This is a genomic window from Chitinophaga sp. 180180018-3, from assembly GCF_037893185.1.
In the GTDB taxonomy this organism is placed as follows: domain Bacteria; phylum Bacteroidota; class Bacteroidia; order Chitinophagales; family Chitinophagaceae; genus Chitinophaga.
Map to the genome: position 1 here is coordinate 3046954 of NZ_CP140772.1, position 25273 is coordinate 3072226.

General features: G+C 48.9%; 17 protein-coding genes. 14 read left to right on the plus strand and 3 right to left on the minus strand.

The annotated features are described in order from the left end of the window. The first annotated feature begins 2 nt into the window (after positions 1-2). From UNH61_RS11945 to UNH61_RS11985, 9 genes are all read left to right on the plus strand, one after another. A complete protein-coding gene (locus tag UNH61_RS11945; protein ID WP_326992219.1) occupies positions 3-4508 on the plus strand; it encodes an MG2 domain-containing protein in 4506 nt (1501 codons plus the stop codon). Positions 4509-4638: 130 nt separating this feature from the next. Beyond that, positions 4639-4941 (plus strand): autorepressor SdpR family transcription factor, encoded by a 303-nt coding sequence (locus UNH61_RS11950; RefSeq protein ID WP_326992220.1) that lies wholly within the window; start codon positions 4639-4641, stop codon positions 4939-4941. Next, positions 4928-5818: an SdpI family protein gene (locus UNH61_RS11955; protein WP_326992221.1), complete on the plus strand. Its 891-nt coding sequence runs from the start codon at positions 4928-4930 to the stop codon at positions 5816-5818. The genes UNH61_RS11950 and UNH61_RS11955 overlap by 14 nt, the downstream gene beginning before the upstream one ends. Beyond that, positions 5808-7079 (plus strand): alpha/beta fold hydrolase, encoded by a 1272-nt coding sequence (locus tag UNH61_RS11960; protein WP_326992222.1) that lies wholly within the window; start codon positions 5808-5810, stop codon positions 7077-7079. Before UNH61_RS11955 ends, UNH61_RS11960 begins: the two co-directional genes overlap by 11 nt. 65 nt (positions 7080-7144) lie before the next feature. Next, positions 7145-7678 carry an RNA polymerase sigma-70 factor gene (locus tag UNH61_RS11965; RefSeq protein WP_326992223.1) on the plus strand — a complete coding sequence of 178 codons (534 nt, stop codon included), beginning with the start codon at positions 7145-7147 and terminating at the stop codon, positions 7676-7678. An 11-nt stretch (positions 7679-7689) separates the two neighbouring features. Further along, positions 7690-8670 carry a FecR domain-containing protein gene (locus UNH61_RS11970; protein ID WP_326992224.1) on the plus strand — a complete coding sequence of 327 codons (981 nt, stop codon included), beginning with the start codon at positions 7690-7692 and terminating at the stop codon, positions 8668-8670. Next, complete coding sequence (locus tag UNH61_RS11975; RefSeq protein ID WP_326992225.1) at positions 8657-9862, plus strand: hypothetical protein; 1206 nt, start codon at positions 8657-8659, stop codon at positions 9860-9862. The genes UNH61_RS11970 and UNH61_RS11975 overlap by 14 nt, the downstream gene beginning before the upstream one ends. Before the next feature lie 64 nt (positions 9863-9926). After that, positions 9927-10706: a class I SAM-dependent methyltransferase gene (locus tag UNH61_RS11980; protein ID WP_326992226.1), complete on the plus strand. Its 780-nt coding sequence runs from the start codon at positions 9927-9929 to the stop codon at positions 10704-10706. Between the two features lie 150 nt (positions 10707-10856). Continuing rightward, entirely contained in the window at positions 10857-11879 is a 1023-nt protein-coding gene (locus UNH61_RS11985) for a sterol desaturase family protein (protein WP_326992227.1), read from the plus strand. Between the two features lie 52 nt (positions 11880-11931). On the opposite strand, the gene UNH61_RS11990 is transcribed toward UNH61_RS11985, so the two are convergent. After that, positions 11932-12405 carry a cold shock domain-containing protein gene (locus UNH61_RS11990; RefSeq protein WP_326992228.1) on the minus strand — a complete coding sequence of 158 codons (474 nt, stop codon included), beginning with the start codon at positions 12403-12405 and terminating at the stop codon, positions 11932-11934. Positions 12406-12547: 142 nt separating this feature from the next. Between UNH61_RS11990 and UNH61_RS11995 the strand changes: the two genes are divergently transcribed. The 5 genes from UNH61_RS11995 to UNH61_RS12015 all read left to right on the plus strand — a co-directional run bounded on the left by UNH61_RS11995 (position 12548) and on the right by UNH61_RS12015 (position 22942). Then, on the plus strand, positions 12548-15820 hold the full coding sequence (locus UNH61_RS11995; RefSeq protein ID WP_326992229.1) for a PDZ domain-containing protein: 3273 nt from the start codon (positions 12548-12550) through the stop codon (positions 15818-15820). Between the two features lie 119 nt (positions 15821-15939). Further along, a complete protein-coding gene (locus UNH61_RS12000) occupies positions 15940-16521 on the plus strand; it encodes an RNA polymerase sigma-70 factor (protein ID WP_326992230.1) in 582 nt (193 codons plus the stop codon). Between the two features lie 71 nt (positions 16522-16592). Further along, complete coding sequence (locus tag UNH61_RS12005) at positions 16593-17564, plus strand: FecR domain-containing protein (RefSeq protein ID WP_326992231.1); 972 nt, start codon at positions 16593-16595, stop codon at positions 17562-17564. 256 nt (positions 17565-17820) lie between these two features. Then, entirely contained in the window at positions 17821-21153 is a 3333-nt protein-coding gene (locus UNH61_RS12010) for a TonB-dependent receptor (RefSeq protein WP_339071085.1), read from the plus strand. 10 nt (positions 21154-21163) lie between these two features. Further along, a complete protein-coding gene (locus tag UNH61_RS12015; RefSeq protein ID WP_326992233.1) occupies positions 21164-22942 on the plus strand; it encodes a RagB/SusD family nutrient uptake outer membrane protein in 1779 nt (592 codons plus the stop codon). Positions 22943-22989: 47 nt separating this feature from the next. Here UNH61_RS12015 and UNH61_RS12020 read toward each other — a convergent pair whose 3' ends face one another. Both UNH61_RS12020 and fabF read right to left on the minus strand, forming a co-directional pair. Further along, the gene (locus tag UNH61_RS12020) at positions 22990-23958 is read right to left on the minus strand and encodes a DUF6268 family outer membrane beta-barrel protein (RefSeq protein ID WP_326992234.1); all 969 of its coding nucleotides are present in this window, start codon (positions 23956-23958) and stop codon (positions 22990-22992) included. A gap of 73 nt (positions 23959-24031) precedes the next feature. Beyond that, complete coding sequence (fabF, locus tag UNH61_RS12025; protein WP_326992235.1) at positions 24032-25273, minus strand: beta-ketoacyl-ACP synthase II; 1242 nt, start codon at positions 25271-25273, stop codon at positions 24032-24034.

Consider the following 25273-nt stretch of genomic DNA (forward strand, 5'->3'; position numbering starts at 1 on the left):
TTATGAAAAAGATGATCAGTTTTGTGAGCCTCTTCCTGCTCTTCATTGCTACCAGCTTCGCACAGCAACCCGATTACGGGAAATATAAAGAGAAGATCTATATACAAACCAGTCATGTTTTTTTTCAGCCGGGCGATGAGGTGTTCTTTAAGTTATATCTCGTAAATGCGCGCAGCCAGCGGCCTTCCACGGTAAGCAAATCAGTAAATGTGGAAATAGTGGATCCTGCAGGTAAAGTGTTTAAAAGACAGTTTTACAAGGTGGAAGACGGATACACGGAAGGTTCTTTTTCCTTCAACGATGATGCTGCCGGTGGTATCTATAAGATCAGCGCCTACACCACCTGGATGCGCAATGAAACCGATAGTACCTTTTTTACAAAAGAACTGACACTGCAGAAAGTAGTGACGCCCAGAGTACTGATGAAACTGGATTTTCCAAAGAAGGGATATGGACCGGGAGACGAAGTACTGGCAGATTATTCGGCGCGTAGCCTGTCCGATCAGCCAATTCGTAATCAGCCGGTATCGTTTAAAGTATCGATCGGAGGCAAACTGGTAAATACTTCATCCACCACAACAGATAACGAAGGAAAAGCAAAACTGACATTCAGACTTCCTGCTGATCTCAATACCAATGATGGGTTATTGAATGTAACAATCGACTACAATGCTTATCGGGAGTCTGTTTCCAGGAGCATCCCCATTGCACTGAACAAAATAGACCTGCAGCTGCTTCCGGAAGGAGGCACACTGGTAGCCGGCATCAACGCTAACATTGCTTTCCGGGCTGTGAATGAAAACGGTAAACCTGCAGATATAAAAGGCGCCGTACTGGATGACGCCGGGCGTACCGTACAGGAATTCGAAAGCTATTATGGCGGCATGGGCGCCTTCCACTTCACTCCTGAAGCGGGGAAAAAATATCACGTAAAAATCATCTCTCCGTTAAACATCCGGCAAACATATCCCTTTCCTGCTTTTACTACCGATGGTGTGACGATGAATATACTAAAGCGAGACGGGAAACTGCTGTTGGAACTCGCGGCTTCAGCTAATCAGGAGCTGCTGCTGACGGGGGAAACACGGGGAATGTCTGTCTATTCAAAACACATCGTGCTGAAAAAGAATGAGCGGCAAATACTCGAAATCGATACCACTCCCTTTCCCGCTGGTATTGCCAGGTTCACGCTCTCTAACCGGAACCAGGTACCCCTGGCAGAACGGCTGGTGTTCCTGAATGCGGCTAAAACCCTCCACGTAAGCATCTCTGCAACGAAGCAGCAATACCTGCCCCGGGAAAAGGTGGAGCTGATGGTACGTACGACCGACGAATCCGGGCATCCGCTGCCGGCAAATCTTTCGCTGGCTGTCATGGACGATAAACTATGGACCATGGCCGATGATAAACAGGATCACATGCTTTCCTGGCTGCTGATGAGCAGTGAGCTGAAAGGTAAAATCGATGAACCGGGATTTTATTTCAAAAAAGAAGAGCCGAAATCAGCCGCTGCACTGGATCTGGTGATGCTCACCCACGGTTATCGCTACTTTGATTATATCCCCGAAGTGAGAACAACGAATACACTGAAATACCTGCCTGATGCAGGTTACGTAGTGAGTGGGGTAGTGGTAAATAAAAACAATGTTCCGGTGAAAGCTGCCGTATTCCTGGTGAATACAGCCGATAAAGGAAAAGCCCTGAAACTTATTACTGATGCAGACGGCGTATTCTATTTCCCTGGACTTAGCGCGGGCAATACCTACTATGTTTTAGCCAGGTCGTTGCTGGGCAGCCAGACTGTTAGCATCCGCATGGATGAGTCAGGAATAGGATATAATAAGCTTCGCAACATTAAGCTACTCGAACAGGGATTTGGCCTCCTGCCAAAACCTGGCATACCAGAACTGAAGGCGGATGCCGCTGCAATTAATAACATAGTGGCGATCGATGAAAAGGCGGTGCCGGTTGGCGACGACAAAAAACTGGAAGAAGTGGTGGTAATAGGATACGGAGTGGCGAAGAAACAAATGTTGACAGGCAGTGTAGCTGCTGTTACTGCAAACGAATTACTGGCGCCCGCAGGTGTACAGGGCTTGCTGCAGGGACGGGTAGCAGGAGTGGAGGTGGCCGCTAACGCCAATCCCGGTGCTGCAAAGGATATCAGACTTCGGGGAACTACATCACTTACCGGTAATAATACACCGCTGTTTGTAGTGGATGGCATCGTCTTTAATGGATTGGTGGGTGACCTCAACCCAAATGATATTACCGAAGTAACGGTGATGAAAGGTACAGATGCTACAGCTATATATGGAAGCAGGGCGGTAAACGGGGTTATCATTATTAGTACCACGCGGAAGGCAAAAGAACGGATACGGCTAAACGTAGGACAAAAAAACTACTATGCTACCAGTATTGTGAATAGTCCCGCTAACGCATATACGGTGGCCCGTCGTTTCTATGCGCCACGCTATGCTTCAACGGAAACAACCGAGCGTACCGACTTCCGCGAAACGATCTACTGGAACCCGGTCGTGCAAACCGATGAAACTGGTACGGCAACCATAACCTGCTATAACTCCGATGCTACGACTACTTTCAGGGCTATCGCGGAAGGTATTTCCTGGGATGGCCGGGCCGGAAGAGAAGAAGCTACCTGGTCGGCAAGAAGCGCATTGGAAACGGATGCAAAAATACCACCGTATCTGACCGCCGGCGATAAAGTACTCGTACCACTGGTACTGAGGAATAACACCAGTCATCATATGAAACTCGGCATCACCCTCACTACGCCGGAAAATATTAGCATAGGAAAATATGAAAACATTGTAGAGGTCGCAGCCAATAACTCCCGCCAGGTGCTTATACCGCTGGAAGCCATTGCCCGTACCAAAGGTAACATACGATTTGTAGTGGCAGGAATAGATGGGCATGTAGCACTTTCTCTCCCCATTGAAGCAGCCGAAAAAGGTTTCCCGGTGAATTATACTTTCTCAGGAGATAAATCAGCGCAACATCGTTTTGTAATGAGCCAGCCGGTGAAAGGAAGTGTCACTTCGCGTCTGCAGGTATTCACCAGCCTCGAAGGACAACTGCTCGACGGGATTGAATCCATGCTGAGTGAGCCCCATGGCTGTTTTGAACAAACCTCTTCTTCCACGTATCCGAATATCCTGATTCTGAAATACCTGAAAGAATCCGGCAAATCCAATCATCAGGCAGAAAGTAAAGCGATGGACTATATTGAGGAAGGCTATAAACGCCTGGTGGGATTCGAAACAACGGAAGGAGGCTTCGAATGGTTTGGCCATACGCCACCACATGAAGCATTGACGGCTTACGGCTTGCTGGAGTTCACAGATATGCAGTCGTTCATCAACGTCGATAAAAACATGCTGAACCGCACCAAAGCATTCCTTCTGAAACGGCGGAATGGGAAAGGTGGTTTCCAGTCTGCCTCAGGCGGATACGACAGGTTCGCATCTGTACCGGCAACTATTGCAGATCTGTACATCGTGTATGCCCTGACCCAGGCCGGTGTAAAACAGGAAATACAAAAGGAATACGAATCGGGCGTAGCGCGGGCGCTGACTTCCGGCGATGCTTACCAGCAGGCCCTGATAGCACTGGCGGCAGATAATATGGCGAATACAGCTGATTTCGACCGGCTGATGAGCGCGCTGAAAAACAGCTACCGTAACGGTAAACTTCCTGCTGCTACTACCGTAGTAAACTCCCGGGAAGTATCGCTAAGGGTGGAAACAATGTCGCTGTTTGTAATGGCCCTCGCCCGGGAGAAAACGCCGGAAGTGGCTACCATGGCGGAACTGGTTTCCAAAATCCTGTCGGAAAAGAGTTACTACGGCTACGGCTCTACGCAGGGAACCGTGCTGGCCCTGAGCGCCATCGTTGATTACGTGAAAATCAAAGGCCGCCTGGAAAGCGCAGGTAGTGTCAGCTTTCAGCTGAATGGACAGGCTGTGCATCCAAACGACGCGTTGACCGGATTAATCCGGAACAACGAGAATGAATTCACTGCTCAGTATTCCAATAATAACGGCATACCTTACAGCATGCAGGTATCTTATTATACCCTGCAGCCGCAAGCCAATCCCGGTGCGCCACTGGCTTTAAGTACCACGTTGGGCAACACCCGTACCAGGGTAGGGGAAACGGTGAGAATGAATATCACAGTGAAAAATACCCGCTCCGAACTACAGCCTATGTCTATCGCCAGGATAGGGATTCCCGCGGGTTTGTCGCTGCAACCCTGGCAACTCAAAGAGATGGTTGATACGAAGCAGCTGGCCTGGTACGAAATATTCGATAATTACCTCGTACTCTACTGGATGGGCTTCAGCCCGGGTGAAACCAAAACAGTGAAGCTGGATCTGAAAGCCGATATCCCCGGCACCTACAAGGCTAAAGCCGGAAACTGCTATCTGTATTATACGCCGGAACTTAAAGACTGGCAGGCAGGTACAGCAATCGAAATTGCACCCTGAATGAATGAAGTCATATCAGCAGGACGCGCTTTCATAAGCGCGTCCTTTTTTATGCTTAGTAATTATTTTTTTGGAAGATATCAAACGGCGCATTAATTTAGTATTTAGATAGTTGTCTAAATATCTGCTTATGAACAATGTATTCAAAGCCCTGAACGACAAAACACGCAGAGACATCCTGGAGTTATTGAAGCAGGACGACATGACGGCGGGACAGATAGCAGACCATTTCAATTTTTCCAAACCAACGATCTCCCATCACCTGGACCTATTGAAGCAGGCCGGTCTGGTGACCAGCGTCAGGAAGGGGCAGTTCATTTTTTATTCCCTTAACACCACAGTAATGGATGAATTACTGAAATGGATGCTGCAATTTTCTGTTAATGCTATACCTGTCAAAAAGAAAGTAAGCCCCGGTTATGAAAAACATTAAATGGATGAAGGAAATAGCAATAATGCTGTTACTGCCAATACCTTTCCTTGTATACCTGTATCTGAAGCCTGAATTGCCAGGCATGCTGCCCTCTCATTACACCATTGGGCCAGATGGGAAGTGGGTCGTAGACGGCCATTCATCGCCCCTCGGACTCGTTGGTGGCATGGTGGTGAGCAGCCTGTTGGTTTACGGCGCTATGTCTCTTCCCTTGTTCCTGCCTCAATGGACCAGAGGCAGGGACCAGCAGGTGAAGTATCTGTTGCCAATTATGTTTTGGTGTAAAGCTGCACTGATGATATTATTCTGCTGTATACCCATCTATGAAATGTTGTCGGCAACCGGAAGAATACCTGCTGAAAGCGCTGCTATGAGAGGTTTCGTTATAACCGTGCTGGTGATAGTGATCATCAACATTTTCATATACCAGCTGTTCTCAGTCGTATATCGCAAGATGGAACCCAAACCCTTACCCGATAGCTACGCAAGGATCATCTGGATAGGCACGCATCTCATGATTTCACTGATACCGCTTGCAATGATAGTGATGCCAGATGGCGCCCGCATGGAGAAATTGGTACCTCGATTGATTTTTGCCTTCCTGGCAGTAATGGGCAATCTTACTTACAGTATTAAGCCCAATGGGTTCATTGGGATACGCACTCCCTGGACGCTGAAAAATGAAACGGTATGGCGCAGAACGCACCGCCTGGGCGGCGTAGTGTTTTTCATTGCAGGAATTGTTGGCCTGATAGCCTCGCTGATGCTGAATGTGCTGCAGACCCACATCCTGGTAACCATTATCATATTTGCGACAGTAGGTATGCTAACCATTTATTCCTTTATCATCTATAAAAATCTCCCTCATGAATCATAAACTGTTGAAATCTATTTTACTGATGATTTATTGCCTGTTGCCGCTCAACATGTTGGCGCAGGAAAAAGACCGGGTGGTGAGCAACTTCTTTGAACAAATGGGGAAAGGCAATTGGAATGAGGCCACCCGGGATATGGATGGCAACATGAAAAGACAGGTAACGCCGGATATACTTCAACAGCTATGGGCGCAGATGGAGCGTACCTATGGTACCTGGGAAACCTTTGCTTCGCAACGGATCGTCATGCAGCGTGGCTACCGCCTTGTATTTGCGGAGAATCATTTTAAACAGGCTGTTATCACTTTCAGAGTGGCACTCGACAGCCTGCATCATATTGCCGGTTTTTCAATAGCCGATACAAAGGGCAGAGCGCCGGCCCTGAGCAGAATGGAATCTTCCGACTCGGTAGGCACTGCCGATGGAGGTACTTTATACGGTACACTCCTGATCCCGGACAACGTAAAAACCTGCCCGGTGGCATTGATCATTGCAGGCTCCGGGCCAACGGACCGCAACGGCAATAGTATACTCGTTGGCAAGGCCGACGCCGACGGCTACCGCCTGCTCGCAAATGCACTGGCCGCTGCGGGAATTGCCTCGCTGCGGTACGATAAACGCTGGGTTGGACAAAGCAGCAGCGGGTTTAAAAAAGAACCCGGGAAAGTAACCATCGAAGATTATATGACTGATGCAGTAACCTGGCTGGAACATCTGCAGCACGATCAGCGCTTTTCCGGCGTAGTCGTGATCGGGCACAGCGAGGGCGCCCTCATCGGAAGTATGATGGCACAGCAGCATACATTCAAAAGCCTCGTATCGTTGGCTGGCCCCGCCGATCCGATGGACCAGATCCTGCTCGCACAACTGAAACCCAGGCTGCCCGATAGCCTGTACCGCAACGCGGTGAGCATCTTCCATACACTCCGCGACCAGCAGGACCCCGTGGCTGTACCGGAGGCACTCCACATTTTTTTCAACCCCGGAATATATGAATACTGGAAAAGCGCTGTCAGATTATTGCCCTGCAGCCTGATCAGTCAGGTGAAAATACCCGTACTGATACTGAATGGTACCGCGGATGTGCAGATACCACCTGCCCAGGCCCGGCAATTAAAGCAATGCCTGCCTGCCGCCCGCCTGGAGCTGATTGGCGGCATGCCCCATCTTCTGAAAGATACCCAGTCATCTTCGAATAGTGCTTCTCCCTTACCTTTGTGCCCGTCGTTACTGACCCCACTCGTCAACTTTATCAGGGAATAAATTTTTTTCACTGCATAAGGGTTTGAAGGCGTTCAGGTGTATTACAGTTATAACAGCGTTGGGAATTGGATCAGCAATTGGAGCGGAATAAATTTCAGGTAGAACAATACTTTCATGATAATTATGAAGGCCTGCACCGTTATGCCTATACTATCCTGAAAGATAACGATGCTGCCAAAGACGCTGTGCAGGCCGTATTTCTTAAACTATGGGAGAAAAGAGCATTCATTAACGGGGAGCAGTCGGTAAAATCGTACCTGTATACAGCTGTATATAACTATTGTCTTAATATAAAACGACACGAAAAAGTAAAAACAAGATATGCGGCTGAAAATACCCATGCAAACCAGGAGGGGGGCAATCAGCTGATCAGTAAGGAAACCCGTCAGCGGATTATGGAGCATATTGATGCACTGGCACCTCAGTGCAGACTTATTTTCACCAAAAGCAGGTTTGAAGATAAAAAGTACGCCGAAATCGCTGAAGAACTGGGCATTTCGGTGAAAACCGTGGAAGCACAGATGGGTAAGGCATTAAAGATACTAAGGGCAAAACTGTTGGATATTTTGATCAGCCTGATCATTTTCCATCTCCTGTAAAAATTTAAGTAATGATGAACCATCCTGATCACATACAGATAGATGACGAAATCCTGGCAAAGTACCTGTCGGGCGAAGCATCCCCGGAAGAAGCCATGGCGGTCGACCAATGGGCCGGCGCCAGCAGGGAAAACCGCGCTGTATTGGATCAGGCAATGAAAGTATGGAACAGCACCTCCAATCATCCTGCCTGGCAGTTACCCGGAAAGCCGACATTACTTTCCGCTATCCGCATGCAGCAAAATAAACAACGCAGGCCTGCTGTCATCATGAAGTGGACCGCCGCCGCAGCAATGTTGCTGCTGGCGGCACTGGCTACATTCTACCTCATTCCCCGCAACAATCCGGTGAAACAGGTGGCAGACTGGGTTGTTCGTGATGCCGGCAACAATGTGCTGCGGGATACCCTGCCGGATCAGTCGGTGGCGGTAATCGGCAGCCATTCCTCCATCCGTTATGCCCCCGGGTTTTCCGGAAAAAACCGGCAGGTATATCTTTCCGGAAATGCATCCTTTGATGTAACATCTGCTTCCACCAAACCGTTTCTGGTAAATACCGGGGAAGTGGTAGTGAAAGTACTGGGTACGTCGTTTGATGTAAGCCAACAGGATTCGGCTATAGCAATAAATGTCCGGACAGGCGCTGTGCAGGTATCAGGCCCGGATTCTGTCATCACACTCAGGGCGGGTGAAAGTACAATATACCTGCAGGCGGATCGCCGGTTTATGAACCCGAGGCAACCTGCTCAATCAACCGGGCAACGCTCCTTTAATTTCAATAACGCTACCCTCCGGGAAGTGGCGTCGGCATTGGAGAAAGCGTATCAGGTAAAAGTAGTTTTTGAAAATAAGAAACTGGAAACCTGCACCATGAGCAGCGCTTTCGAAAATAAACCGCTTACGTTCATCCTGGATGTAGTCTCAATTACATTGAATGTCCGGTACAGGATAGATAAAAATATAGTGTATATCAGTGGCAATGGATGCAATTAACCTACGACATGTTCTGGCACTCTCGCTGTTTCTCTTCTTTGGAATAACAATACCAGCTGCGGGCCAATCGAGCCTGCAACGAAAGGTGTTACTACCGTCAACGTATATACGCTTCGATTCCCTGCTGGCTATCGTCAGCAGGCAAACCGGCGCCCGCTTTTCAGTGAATACCCGGAAGTTTCCCCCGTCGCGGGTCATTCGCCTTTCGGCTGAAACAATACAACTGTCGCAGCTGTTGGCGGAAATCAAACATACGACAGGGATAAGGTACAAAACACTCGGAGGTCATATCATCTTCGTAGATAGTGAACCAACAAAGAAAAAAGTAGTACCTGTACCTGATGTACAGCATTGGAATTTACATGCTATACCGCGTATGTATTTGTCTTACAGAGATACCATTATACCAGCCGATATTATCGGCGCACACAACCAGGTAGTCTCGCATAAGCCAACTACTCCTGATGATACTGCCCATCATTTCCAATTAACGTTTAGCCGTAACCGGTATATCTCCAATGGCCCCTTCAGGGCACAGGATGGTTCGCTGGTATACAAGCAGGTACGCGCACCGCGCAGAGAGAAGCGCCCCTGGATATTTTCCAGCCGCCCCCGCTATGCCCGGCCTGAAGTGTTAGGCCGCAGCAGCGAGCCCAATCAGCTGTTGCTGCTGAATGCAGGTGTTTATACCACGGAACTATTTTACCTGAATCCAGCCATTCAGGCAGGTGTTTCATTCCTTTACGGGATCATCTCCAGGAATTCCAATTTCAATCTTAACAGCATTCAATGGGGCGTAGGTTCTTCCATTGGACTGGGCGAAAACTGGCGCCTGCACCTGCAGCTCACTACCGGTAATGTTAGCCGCAACTACGATACGCTCACCTACAAACGAAAGGCAACGGCTCGTTTACTGAAAGGTGCACTGCTGGCCGACAGGCAAATAAGCTCCCGTTTTCGCCTGCAGTTCGGCGTCACATACAATAATATGCAAACCCACTTTTATCAGAATGATGCACCATTTGTGCTGGAACCGGGTATGACGGATCTGCTGTTGAAGAACATGAATTTTATTGATCTGCCTTTTACTATCAGCAAGTCCTATACGCCAGACAAAGGCCTTAACACAAAAAGCTGGATAGGAGGGCAGGTCGGGCTCTTTTATAATATTAATTTCTCGCGACGGCGATAAGGGTTTTTGATCACTCGCGTGTAGTAGTAATGCTTTTTATTTTTTATCAAAAGATGGCGTTACTATGATAGCATTATTGAAAACAGCAGAACGGACCAGTCATTCTTCTTTTATTAATAACTACGTTTTTCAACGGCATGTATTTGCCTACAAATCTGTACCTGAGCAATATATCCGCAATAAACAGGTACTGGAGCTGGGTTGCGGCGATGGATACGGCATGGATATGCTGGCGCCGTATGCCGGTCATTATCTGTCGGTCGACAAAAAGAAGCCCACCCGGCAGTTGCCGCCCAACGCTGCTTTCAGGCAATGTCAGCTGCCATCGCTTCAGGGTATCAGCGATCATTCGTTCGATACAGTGATCTGTTTTCAGGTGATTGAACACATCAAAAACGACAACGCCCTGCTACGCGAGATCAGACGTGTATTAAAGCCCGGCGGCCGGCTTTTGCTGACAACCCCTAACAAATTCACTTCGCTTAGCCGCAATCCCTTTCATGTCCGCGAATATCTGCCGCAGGAAATGTTGGCGCTGATAGCAGCAAACTTCCCGCAGGCCCGGGTGGAGGGCATTTACGGAAACCAGACTGTGATGACCTATTATGAAGAAAACAAACGCAGCGTGCAGCGTTTTACCCGGTATGATATTTTTAACCTGCAACACCACCTGCCGGCCTTCATGCTGCGCATACCCTACAGCCTGCTTAACAACATCAACAGGTTGATGCTGCTCAGGAAGATGAACGATGTAACTGCAGGCATCCAGTGGGATGATTTCTACCTGCATTCACTCCGGGATCATTGCCTGGACTACTTTGTAACAGCAACCACCAGCCTATAGTATTAATCTTTAGTGATCAAAGCGGATGAGGTTGCCGGGATTTATTTCCTCCGCTTTGATCACTAAAGACTTTGCAATTTCCGTCCGATTTGCGTACTTTGTATGTACAAACTGTTGATTTGTGTATACATTATAAATTTTGGACGCGTTATGGCTTTTTTTCAGACCTTATACCAGGAGATAATTGGGTTCCTGGGTATTTCTCAGTTGATCGCAATATGCAAAAGCGGAGACTATAAATCGCTGCTCACCCTGAACGGCGTGTTTGCCGCCGTTTCACCACTGATTCCTTTCCTGCTGCTGCTGGAGGTGATCAGGGCGGGATTCTACAAGCGTTTTAAGATTGAAGACTACAAAATGCCCTTCTTTATTTTTGTAGCCAATCGCTTCATATCCCGCTTCCTTTCCATCGCTGCCGTGGCTTTCTGTATCGGATTACTGGAAAAGTATGCACTGTTTCATACCACTATAACCTGGTACTGGTTCATCTATGGATACATTGTCTGGGAGTTTTCGCATTTTATTTATCACTACCTGGGGCATAAGGTGCGCCTGTTTTGGTGCCTGCATTCCACCCACCATGCGCCGCAATCCATGAACCTCTCTGTGACCTATGCGCACTTCTTCCTGGAGGCGCCCTATGCGGATGTGATCCGCACCAGCATCTGTATACTGATGGGCGTTAATCCGCCAATGCTGTTCATCATTATGTTCATCGATGGTACCTGGGGTTCATTCATACATGTGGGCGAAAACCTGATCAAAGACGGGCGGCTGGGATTCCTGAACAACATCATCCTGACACCTTCCCATCATCGGGTGCATCATGCCAAAAATCCACTGTATATGGATACCAATTTCTGCAACCTGCTTAATATCTGGGATAAGGTGTTCGGCACTTTTCAGCACGAAAGAAGGGGTATGGATATCGAGTATGGTATATCGAGAGAAATGAATCCCAATAACTTCTTTGATGTATACTTTGGAGAACTTTACTACCTGTACAAAGATATGTATCATGCACCGGGCCTGAAGAATAAACTGCTATACATAGTAATGCCGCCGGGATGGAGCCATACCGGAGAACATAAAACTGCCAGGGTAGTGAAACGGGCATTCCTGCAGCAGGAACAGCAGGTGGGGCCGGGGCATTTGGTCGAAGAGGTATTATAATACCTCTTCGACTAATCCATTATTCGGTTCGCAGTATAGTATAACTGAACTTTTATTTAACCTTCTTTACATTCACTGCACTGGGGCCTTTGTGGCCATTTTCTATCTCAAAAGTAACCTGGTCGCGCTCTTTTATCGGTTCCAGCAATTGCTTGATATGTACGAATATACTGTTCTGCGTTTGCTGATCAATGATAAACCCGAAGCCTTTAGACTCATTGAAGAATTTAACGACTCCTCTGCGAACAGGTGATCCAACCGGCTCCTCTGCCACTTGTCTGGCCGGGCCCAGCTGAATGTCTTCTACATTGATTTCTTTTTTCTTGTTCGGGTCCGGAGGAGTAGACGTGATGTTCCCGTCTTCATCGATATAAGCCATCATGTCCTCAAGGCTTTTTCCTTTGCTGCTGTTAGCCTTGCGCTCTTCCTTGCGCTCCATTTTTTCCTGTCGCGCTTTTGCTTTTTTGATTTCTTTGTCTCTCTTGCCGCCACCCCCATTGCCACCGGGGTCTTGTATTCTTGCCATAAATATGCTGATATTTTGCATCGTAAAGATCGGGATTTTTTTATAATGTTGGTATGCCCGGATTTACATAGATTAGCTAATGGGTTATTGGCCCTCAACCCGGGGCCTTATCAACCAATAATTCTTCAAAATCTAATTGCTTATGATCAAGAAAACTCTCCTGGTCTTCCTGGCTGTAATGGCCGGCAGACAGGCAAATGGACAGGTAGATGCCGGCCTGTTTCGCTATCCCGATGTTTCCCGTACTCAAATCGCTTTTTCGTATGCCAATGACATTTGGATCGTACCCAAAGGTGGCGGTACGGCGATAAAACTGATCTCCCCGCCAGGACTGGAATCTTTTCCCAAATTTTCACCCGATGGCAGCAAACTGGCTTTCAGCGCCAATTACGACGGTAATACGGATGTTTACGTGCTGCCGGTTACAGGTGGGATTCCCCGCAGGCTGACGGAATATGGAGGCCCCGACCGGGTGGTCGACTGGACACCCGACGGGAAACAGGTGCTCTTTGCCTCGCAGCGCGAGAGTACCAAATCCCGCTTCAACCAGTTTTATACCATTCCCGAAGAAGGCGGCAGCGCTGTTAAATTGCCGCTGGCCTATGCCGAATTCGGCTCCTGGTCGCCCGATGGCAGCAGCATGGCTGTTACTACCCGCTCTCAGAGCTTTTCGAACTGGAAAAGATACCGGGGCGGCATGAAAGCAGACATCCATATCTTCCACTTCAAAACCGGACAATCTGAAAATATCTCCGCCAAAAGCGAAACCGGCGATGAATTCCCGATGTGGTATAAAAATTATATCTACTTCCTGTCGGATCGCGGATCGGAACAGCGAATGAATCTCTGGCGCTTTGATACCAACACCCGCACCGCTGAACAGCTGACCCACTACAACGAATACGATGTGCATTTCCCTTCGATCGGACCGGAAGATATCGTATATGAAGCTAATGGAAAGATCTTCCTGATGTCGCTGGAAACGCTGCAGTCGACGCCGGTGAATATCACCATCGCTACCGACCTGGCTGCCATGAAACCACATAACATGCACGTTCGCGATTATATCCAGTTTGCATCTCTCAGTCCCGACGGCCAGCGGGCGCTAGTCAGCGCGAGGGGCGATATATTTTCCCTGCCCGCCAAAAATGGCTATGTCAAGGATCTTACCCGTAGCAGTGGCGTTGCAGAGCGATACCCCGTATGGTCGCCCGATGGGAAGAAAATAGCCTGGTGGAGCGATAAATCAGGCGAATACGAGCTGTGGGTGGCTACTCCGGGTAAGGAGGAAGCAGCTACACAGGTTTCTCACCTCGGTCCCGGATTCCGCTACCGGCCTTACTGGTCGCCGGATGGAAAACACGTGGCATTCATAGACCAGCATATGAAGATCCAGCTGCTGGAAATGGCTACCGGTAAAGTGACGGAGATAGACAAAGCCCTGCACTATTCGCCGGATGTATTTGATGGCTTTAACTTCAGCTGGTCGCCCGACAGCAAATGGCTGACGTATAGCCGTGATATGGAAAACCGCCATGAAGCCGTGTTTCTCTATGATGTTAGCGCTGGCCAGCGATATCAGGTAACCAGCGGTTTTTATGACTGCGCAAGACCGGTTTTTGATGACTCCGGGAAATATCTCTATGTGATCACCAATCAGGCGTTTCATCCCAGCTACAGCAGCATCGACAATACTTTTATCTATACCAGCAGTACGCTGATAGGTGTAATCGGGCTGGAGAAAAGTACGCCCTCGCTGCTTGCTACCCGCAACGATGCAGTAAAGGAAAACAGTGAGGCAGCCAAAGAAGAGAAGCCTGCAGCCGATAAAAAAGACAAGAAAACCAAAACACCTCCTGCCGGTAAAGAGAAAAAAGAAGCCACCCGGATTGATACCGATAATATGGAAGCAAGACTGGAATTGCTGCCGGTTCCTGCTGGCAACTATTCCCGCCTCGGAGCGGTGAAAGGTAAGATCCTTTTCCTGAACAACAGCACGCCTCCGAATGAAGAAGAGGGGCCGCAGGAAGCAAATCTGCAGTACTACGACATCGCCACGAGAAAGGTAAAGACGATCATCCGCAACCCCGGCGCCTACGAGCTTTCCGCCGACGGCAGCCGCATTTTGGTGAACACCGGGCAATACGGCGTCATAGAGGTTGCTGAAAACCAGAAAATAGATACCGCCATGGGAGTAGCAGAAATGGAGATGACAGTGAATCCGGAACAGGAATGGAAACAGCTGTTTATGGACGCCTGGCGCCTCGAAAGAGATTATTTCTATGATCCCGGCATGCATGGCGTGAACTGGAATGACGTGAAAGATAAATACCTCCGCCTGCTGAAAGGCGCACGCACAAGAGATGAGGTGAAATTTGTAATAAATGAAGTGTTGGGAGAAATGAGCTCATCTCATACGTATAACATCGGCGGCGATCTGGAAGAAGGTAAGCGGGAAAACATGGGCTACCTCGGGGTCGACTGGGAAGCAGACGGTGATTATTACAAGATCAAACGGATTATCCGCGGCGCCGCCTGGAATGCAGAAGTGCGGAATCCCCTCGATGAGCCTGGCGTAAACATCCACGAAGGCGATTATATCCTTGCAGTGAACGGTGTACCACTCACCACCACACAGGAACCCTACGCACCCTTCGAAGGCCTCGCCGGCAAAACAGTAGAGCTGACCTGGAACACACGTCCTTCCGCAGAAGGCGCAAAGAAAGCGGTGGTAAAAACTATCGGCAGCGATTATCGCCTCAGGCACCTGGCATGGATAGAAAGTAACCGAAAACGCGTGGCTGAGGCCACCAATAACCAGGCAGGATATATCTATGTGCCCAGCACCGGCATCGACGGCCAGGACGAACTGATCCGGCAATTCAATGCACAATGGAATATGCCGGCACTTATCATAGATGAGCGATTCAATAATGGTGGACAGATTCCCGACCGCTTTATTGAAATGCTGAACCGTAAACCACTTGCCTACTGGGCAACAAGAGATGGTAGTCCGGCCCCTAATCCGGAATTCGCACATTTCGGACCTAAGGTCATGCTGATCAACGGCTGGAGCGGCTCCGGCGGAGACGCCTTCCCGAACTATTTCCGCAAAACAGGCCTGGGCCCCCTGATCGGAACCCGCACCTGGGGCGGACTCATTGGCATCAGCGGCACACCACCACTGATCGATAACGCCATGATCACCATCCCCTCATTCAGAATGATGAATACCGATGGCTCCTGGTTCCGGGAAGGACATGGCGTAGACCCCGATATTCCTGTGGACGAAAACCTCGGCGATATGGCCCGCGGCGTGGATCCACAACTGGAACGCGCCATCACGGAAATAAAACAACTCCTGCAAACCAAACCTTATAAGGCACCGGCGCAACCACCGTACGAGAAGAGATAAAAGCAGCTGTTAGCCTTTTGTAAAATGCGGAGAAGATCCCATTATATTTATAAATTGCAATCAGGGGAATCTCCGCATTTTACTAAAGACTAAAGGCTAAAAAGCCAACAGCTATTGTTATGAACACTCCCGAATGGTCTGATGAGGAATTGGTGGCAGCGCTGAAACAGGGCGACAGGCAGGCTTTTGAAGAAATCTACAACAGGTATGCATCCAGACTTTTCCTATCGGCGTTCAATATCCTGCGCGACAGGGACCGTTGTAAGGACCTGGTGCAGGAAGTATTGGTACAGCTTTGGATCCGGCGGGAAGAAACAACGATACTGCTGTTACGGAACTATCTGCTGACGGCAGTAAGGTACCAGGTGCTGAAAGCCCTGCGATCCGACAGCAAGCGGGTGATCATTGAAGAAGGGGAAATGGAAACCCTGATGGGCGTATTGCCGTTAAAAGATCATTTGGAAGAATCAGATATCAACCGCCTGTTAGATGAAGGCATCGCCGCATTACCGGAAAAATGCAGGCAGATATTTGTGATGAGCAGAAAAGAATTCCTTTCCAATAAAGAAATAGCCGAACGCCTCGGCATCAGCATCAAAACTGTCGAAAACCAGATGACGATTGCCTTACACCGGCTCCGGGTGGTAATGGGAGAGTTCCTCTTCTGGGCCTGCGTACTAACCCCTCTTTGGTGGTATTGATAACACCTGAAAAAATTTCTTTCTCTCTTTTGGGGGTACCCGCCTTGTTCTGGTACATTCTATTATAAGCTATGACAAACGAAGAATTTCGCAAACTGGGAGCAAAGCTCCTGGATGGTACTGCTACGCCCGACGAAGAGCAGGCTTTTCTGGAAAGCTACGAACTGCTGCAGCGGCGCTATCCGCAATGGGATGCCACCGTCATGGGAGAAGAAGAGGCGTTCAGGAAATCACTTTTCCGGGATGTAATGAACAGGATAGATGATGTAGCAAGACGCCGGCGCCTGATCTGGTTCTCCAGAGCGGCCGCTGCGGTGCTACTGCTGGCTGCCCTGGGTACCGGTACATGGCTTTTCCTTAAAAAGCCCCGGGCGCCGGTGCTGCCGGTGCAAACCAGTATTGCCAGCGGCGATCACATAAAACAACTGCAACTGCCCGATGGCACAAAGATCTGGCTGAATACCGCCAGTAACCTGATTGTGCCGGAAAATTTCGGGAACAACACCCGCGAATTAACGCTTACGGGCGAAGCCTATTTTGAAGTAGCTAATTCCCCGGCAGCACCTTTCGTGCTGCATACCGGCAAACTAACAACACGCGTGCTGGGTACCAGCTTTAACGTGAAAGCCTATACGGAAGATAAAACAATTGCCGTAACGGTGGTAAGCGGGAAGGTAGGAGTTACATCCCGCTCCGGAGCGAAAGCAGAACCGATGCTGGTAACCCCGGATCAGCGCGCGGTATACGACAAAACAAACAACGAACTGCAACGAGAGGAGCACATTGGCTCCGGCGATATGACTGCCTGGAAAGAAGGCCGGCTGCTATTCCGTAATACGCCCATGAATGAAGTACTTAACGCGCTGAAACGCAGATACCACGTTAATGTATCCTGCAGCCCGGCAATGGAAGATTGTCCCGTGTACGGCGACTTTAATAACGAACCACTGGAAAAAGTATTGAAAGTACTGGCCTTGTCGCTGCGGGGAGAAATAGTTCCGCAGGACGATGGCTTTCTGATAAAAGGCAAACGATGCCACTAGATTTCATGTAAACCGAATTTAATTTTATCAACCACGTTAAAACAACCACGTTAGCAATGACCAGATTAACAGATCTCTCCTCCGCCAAATGAAAAATCCCGGACAAGGTCCGGGAACTGTAAAATGAAGGCTTTATCGGGAACGTGTGCCGCGGTCTGGAAAACTTTACGACGCGCGTTCTTTTCCTAACATTCAACAATGTGAAAATATGCAAAAATCTCTATTCGGGATAGTACTTTACTATGTCTGGGAATTTATGAAGTTATCTACCTTGGTGTCTATTATTATTTGCTCCTGCTGCACGGTATCCCTTGCTAAAGAAAGCCATGCCCAGGAAGTATTGAATAAACCGGTGACCTTACATCTGAAGCAGGTAAGCCTCACAGATGCCCTGGACGCCATATCACGGCAGGCCGCCGTGAAATTCGTTTATACCGGTGCTCATGTGGATCATGCCTCGAAAGTATCGCTCAGCGTGAAGAGTACCCGCCTGAAGGAGGTGCTCCCAAAACTACTGCAGCCCTCTAATCTCGACTATAAGGTGGTAGACGATATGATCGTTATCAATCCCGCTGCCCCGGTCAAACCACAAGCCCCTCCTAAGTTTGTAAAGGGAAAAGTAACCGACCGTCATCACCAGCCGCTGCCCGGTGTAACGGTGAAGGTAAAAGGCACCAATACCGGCATCACTACCGATAATGAAGGCAACTACCGCCTGCAGATTCCGGACGATGATGCCGTGCTCATCTTTTCCAGCCTGGGATTTACACCGCAAACCATTCCTGTCAATGGCCGCGATGTAATTGATATTACCCTCGACGAAAGCGCCAAATCCATGAGCGAAGTAGTGGTGGTAGGGTACGGCACCCAGAAAAGAAGCGACGTAACAGGCGCCATCGCTTCCGTAAAGGGAGCTGAAACGGTGAACCAGCCTGCCCGCAGCGTGGCCGACCTGCTACAGGCCCGCACCGCAGGCGTGGAAGTTGTAAAAAATACCGGCGACCCGGAGGGAAGCACCAGCATATACATCCGCGGCGCTACTTCCTTTAACAACCCCGGCCCGCTGTATGTGGTCGACGGCGTGCCGCAGGGAAACACCGGAAACAATTTCAATACACAGGACATAGAATCCATTGAAGTATTGAAGGATGCCAGCTCCGCATCTATTTACGGCGCTGCTGCAGCCGGTGGGGTGATCCTGGTGACTACTAAAAGAGGCGCCATGAATAAACGCCCTACGGTGGCGTTTAACGCCTATGACGGCGTTACCAGGCCTATCTTTAACAAGCTGCTGGACCGCGACGATTTTATCAAAGCCCGGGCTAATATGGGTCAGGATCTTACAGGTGGAGTAGCCCCTGCAAAGCTGCCGAACGTCGACTGGGTGAATGCGCTCTATCAGAACGGTGTGCAGCAAAACTACGACCTGTCTGTTGCGGGTGGAAACGACCATTCCAAATTCTATCTCTCTGCTGGTTACAGCAATCAAAAAGGCAACGTGATAGAAAACAGCTTCAAAAAATATGCAGTCCGCATCAACTCCGATCATAACATCGGTAAGCTGTTTAAAGTAGGAGAGTCTGTACTCATCTGGAATACCCAAAACCGGCCAACGGTGAATGGCGGCGGATTTCCTTACCGTACCCGGCCCGATATGGCGATATACGACTCCACCAATGTTACCGGAGGCGGATGGGGAAAGGCGCCGGAAGGATTCGGAGGCCCCAACTACGTAGGTGCTGAACTAAGTAACGAATATCATAACGATAATAACGCCGTGGAAGGAAATATGTACGGCATCGTAAATATCATAGAAGGGCTTAGCCTAAAAGGTGTTTTCGGTTATAGTAATATCAACTACTACAGTTCTGTATATAAAGGGGCGTACGACTTTGGCCCGGTAAGGAATACAGATCCAACGCTTACCAAAACTGCCAACAATGCAAAGGAATTATCTACTACCATCACGCTGAACTTCGACCGTACTTTTGGCAAACATACTATCCGGGCGCTTGCAGGATATGAACAGCGGAAAGGTACCTATTCCAATATGACCGGAACGGCCGACAGTCTTGCGTTACCACATGCTACCAACTTTTTTGTAACGAGCAATGTCAACCAGTATGTAACCGGAGGCATCGGTTACGGGTTACTGAAATCTCTCTTCGGACGCATTAATTATGAGTTCGCACAGAAATATATTGCTGAGGTATCGCTGCGCCATGATGGCGACTTCTACCGCTTCGGGCCACGTAACAGCTATGGTAATTTTCCATCTGCCTCTGTTGCCTGGCGCATGATAGAAGAACCATTTATTAAAGAAAACCTGACCTTCCTCTCGGATCTGAAACTTCGTGCAGGCTATGGCGTAGTCGGCAATAATAATATTCCAGCTTATTTGTTTTTAGCAAGATATTATGATGTAGGTGGCTTCAGCTTTGCAAACAACGGCAGCAAAACTATCGCCTATGGCGTGGATATACTGCCCAACGTGGATATCAAATGGGAAACTACGCATGAGCTGAATATCGGGCTCGACTTTGCTATGATGAAAAACCGGCTGACGGTCAGCGCCGATTTTTATAACAAACAAACGCAGGGTATCTTGTACAACCTGGCACTGCCGCCCTCTTCAGGGATTGTACAGGCCTTCACTACGAACGTTGGTAAGATCAGGAATAAGGGGTTTGAATTCCTGGCCACCTGGCAGGATCGTGCGGGAGACTTCCAGTATTCAGTATCTGCCAATGCCTCCTTCAACAGGAATAAAGTACTCCAGCTGGATGGTACCAACAACAATCCTATCTTCAGCGGCGATAACAACATCGCTCCCGGATTCGGTATCATGAATAACCAGAGTATCAGTCGCAGTGCGGTAGGACGCTCTCTGGGCGAATTCTACGGCTACATCGCTACCGGTATCTACCAAACGGATGGAGAAGCGGCAAAAGGCCCTACCGTAAACGGACAAAAGCCTCACGCCGGCGACCTTATATTCAGGGATCTTAACGGTGATGGTATCATCGATGATAAGGACCGCGACTATATGGGCAACCCCAATCCCAAAATGAACTACGGTCTGAATCTCAATCTGCGCTATAAGTGGATCGACGTGGGCATCCTGCTGCAGGGCGTTCAGGGAGTACAAGTATTCAACGGCCGTCAGCCCTATAACCAGTCTTTCTTTGGAGATGGTAACACCTCCAGGGATATCTTCAAAACCTCTTTCTTTGGCGACAATGGATTAACCAATCAGCCAAGGGTAGTGTATAAAGATGCCGGAGGAAACTATAACGTAGACCCATATACGAACTATGCCAGGATCTCTTCCTGGTGGGTGGAAAATGGCGCCTATCTGAAACTACAGAATCTGCAGATAGGCTTCAATCTGCCCCAGCAGTGGCTTACACCGGTGAAACTTGCCAGTGCCCGCTTTTTCGTGATGGGCAGCAACCTGTTTACCATCACCGGTTATAAGGGCCTCGATCCGCAGGTACAGGCAATGAATGTCATCTCCAGGGGAATTGACGGACCGTCATACTATCCACAAAACAGGCTTTACGCCATTGGTCTGAATGTTACTTATTAAAACTATTGTTATGCAGCTTTTTCGCGTTAAACATATATTTTACCTGGCAGTTGTTTTATTATTTGCTGCCTGCACAAAAGACCTGAAGGATGTATCGGATCCCGGTGCATATTCGGCAGCGAATTATCCCAATAGCATGGCCCAGCTGAAAGCAGTGCTGGGAGGCGCTTACTCTAACCTTAGAACCCAGGCGTTATGGGGGTTTGAAGTGAATGCGCACGATATTTACCTGATGGATCATACTGCTGATCTGGGCTACGGAGGCGATCCTAACTGGAGCGATCTGAGCAGGAATGCCTGGAATGCCAGCAACGGATACATTTATCGCTTATGGTCTGCCTGCTATGTGGGAGCACAACGGGTAAATACCTACCTGGATGCCGCTGAATTCTACCGCAAACATTACGCTCACGCCGGCGACTCCGCAGAGCTGACGCTGGAAGCAGGAGAGGCGCATTTCCTTCGGGCGCTCTACTATTTCTATCTCGCAAATATGTTTTGTCCACCTGTGCAGGATGGCAATGGCATGAATACCCCGGCTATTCCCATTGTACGGAAAACCGCTGCCACGCTGAAAGATACCTACGTTGGCAAAAGTTCCGTCAGGGAAGTATGGGATTATATTATCAGCGACCTGATTACTGCCGATCAGCAACTGCAGAAACATCAATGGGATGCGGGGAATATAGGCCGCGTGCCCGGTTGGGCGCCGAATGCCCTGCTGGCAAAGGCTTACGTGTTTACCGGAGATTATGCCAGGGCAAAAGCAGTACTGAAGGATATCATCGATAACAGTGGCCACAGCCTGATGCCGTTTGATATTTATAAGAATATGTTTAACGGAGACAATGAATTCAACAATGAATCTTTTTATGAGATCAACATCCAGAATGATTTCTCTATTAACTATGGCATCTTCACAGGCGATAACATCACCGCCAGCTGCGGACTGATCATTGCGCCTACCTGCATGAATATTAAGGATACATCCGCTATTGCAAACGGATATGGCAATATTTTCGTTCACGATAAAAATCTGAAACGTTTCGGATTTAATTTGCCGCTATGGAAAATGGTACCCAATCCATCCTATGATCCGGCGCGCCCGGCAGGGCCTTACAATCCCGCCAACGTCTGCGATCCCGCTTATGTGCAGCAGTCGCTGGCCCTGCGCCAGAAAAAACTCGTGGACCCTCGCTTGTATGTGGCCGCACTGCAACCCTGGGTCGACTCTGTAGGCACGGATTCCAGCGGAACAGTTGTAAGGCGCATAGTGCTTAAATACAAAGAGATACCCGCTAACCTCAAGAGCCAGTACTATGGCTGGAGCCTGCGTAAATATGGTCCTATCGACAATAATATCTTTGCTGTAAAAGCTACAGACAAAGGCAATGTACACATCGTACGACTGGCCGATATTTACCTGCTTTATGCAGAAGCGTGTATGCGTACAGGTGATAATGCCACCGCACTGGAATATATCAATAAAGTACACAGAAGGGCCTACGGCCTAAGCCCTGATGCTGCTTCCGCTGCAGACTATAAAACGTTAACAGATAATACCATGGCTACAGATCCGGTACTGGCCAATAATCCGCTGCGCTACGAACGCTGGGCAGAGCTTTTCGGAGAAGGGCAGTGGTGGTTTGATCTCAGACGCTGGAAACTGGGAGAACAGGAAGCGGCATACTACGATAATACTGTACAAGGGAAGATTGCCTGGACGGCTGGCAGTTACTATTTCCCGATTCCTCAATTGGAAGTGGATAATAATCCTGCGTTGAAGTGATGAATAGGGCTGCCGGAGCAATAACATTGCTCCGGCAGTTACAAAAATCATCTCGTCGGCTTAAAATTCCATCTCAATCCGCCGCTGAAAAAGTAATTCGTTGCAAGCCGGTGTAATGGCCGGTCTTTGAAGATATCACTCAGCTTTTTCTCCTGAAAAGTAACACCGCTCGCCAGGATACTTCCGCCTGCAGCCACGAAATCGATATGCCGGTTCAAATGCCAGGTATTCTCCAATGCCAGGCTTAATTCTGAATATCCCATCAGCCGTTTATTGTCGGCTCTTTTCTCTACGTCATATGCTGCTCCGTACATTCGGCATGCCAGTGCCATGTCGGTAAGATCGTTCAACCGGCGGGATACGCTTATTTTCTGCGGGAAGTTAACATCCAGGCGGAATTTGCTTTCTGTCTGCCACCGGATCATAAACGCCGGCAGTATCATCGGCGTGCCGAATGAATTGGTGAGCGCGGCGCCGAAACCATACGCAAACTGCCTGGTATGTTGTTTTATAAACAGCAGGCCACCATTGACGAAGATATCGTTGCCATCGATTTTCTCCATATCTGTATAAAGTCCTACTGAAGCCATACCCAGTATGGCCCAGCGGTTACCTATGCTGCGAAAGTGTTGTAGTGCAATCTGAGCACCCAATAATTCTTCCGGAAATATGTGCTGGTCATAATCTTTGTTGGAGAATCTGGTGTAGCTGCCCGATACTGACATACTCCAGTTCCTGACTTTAGAAGTGGCTGTATCGAGCCGCTGGCTCAGCATGAATACTGCCCCGAAATTATAACGTATCTGTGATGTGGTGGATTTGGTTTTTACGCTGTCTTCCGGCCGGATATAATGAGAGGAAGGAAGATAGTCGGCACTAAAGCCAATTCCCGGCCCGTTCAGTGAAGTGGCGCCCAGCTGGGCGCACAAACGTTGTGCAGGGAACAGGGCTACTGATAATAATAATACGCAGATGTAACTTTTCCGTAATTGCATGTGTACTGGTGTCTTGCTCATAGAAAGTTTTATTAACCTTTAGAGAAAGACACCATGCACCATTACTACCCCTATATCATTTTTTAAAATTTAGTCAGACACGTTTGAAGACGACTATTCCGTTATGGCCGCCGAATCCGAAGGTATTGCTGACTGCAACATTGATCCTTTTCTCCATCGCCTGCCCCAGCACAATCTGCAAAGACGCCGGGATGGCGGGATCCAGTTGTTGTGTATTGATAGTAGGTGGAACTATATTTTGCTGAATGCTCATTACACAGGCAATGGCTTCTATTGCTCCCGCTGCGCCCAGAAGGTGACCGGTCATCGATTTAGTAGCGCTGATATGCAGATGTGCCGGCGTATTGCCAAATAGCCGTGTGATTGCAGCTATTTCACTAAGGTCGCCTACTGGCGTAGAGGTGGCATGTGCGTTCAGGTAGTCAACGGATTCCTTATCAAGACCAGCATCCTCCAGGGCCGATTGCATGGCACGGTAGGCGCCCAGTCCTTCAGGATGGGTGGCCGTCATATGATAGGCATCCGCCGTCATAGCGGCTCCTGCTACTTCTGCATAGATCCTGGCTCCTCTGGCTTTGGCATGCTCATATTCTTCCAGGATCAGTGCACCGGCGCCTTCGCCCATAACAAATCCGTCTCTTTCCGTATCAAACGGCCGCGAAGCTATAGCCGGATCATCGTTACGCACCGACATCGCCTTCATGGCACAGAAGCCTCCGACGGATGCCGGCGTGATGGGCGCTTCAGAGCCTCCTGTCACAATTACTTTGGCCTTACCTAAACGGATATACGTTAAGGCATCCATGATAGCGGTATTGGAAGTAGCACAGGCCGATACGGTCGTATAATTGATACCCATCAATCTGTACTTGATGGAGATCATGCCGGAAGCCATATTGGTGATGAGCTTGGGAACGAAATAAGGACTGACGCGGGGATTGTAGCCGCCACTTACATATTCGGTAACCTGCTCCTCGAATGTTTGCATCCCTCCCTGGCCCGAACCCCAGATCACACCGGTATCAAAAGGATCCATACGGCTGAAGTCGAGGCCCGCATCATGGATCGCCTGATCGGCAGCTACCATGGCATATTGGGTAAACGGATCCGTTTTACGTATCTCAGCTTTGTCGAGCAGCGCCGTTGCATCGAATCCTTTTACTTCATTGGCAAAGCGTGTCCGGAAGCGACTGGCATCGAAATGGGTAATAGTGGCAGCACCGCTTTTCCCGTTAACAAGACTTGCCCAGAAATCAGGCACATTGTTACCGATAGGAGAAACAGCTCCCATACCGGTGATGACAACTCTTTTCAT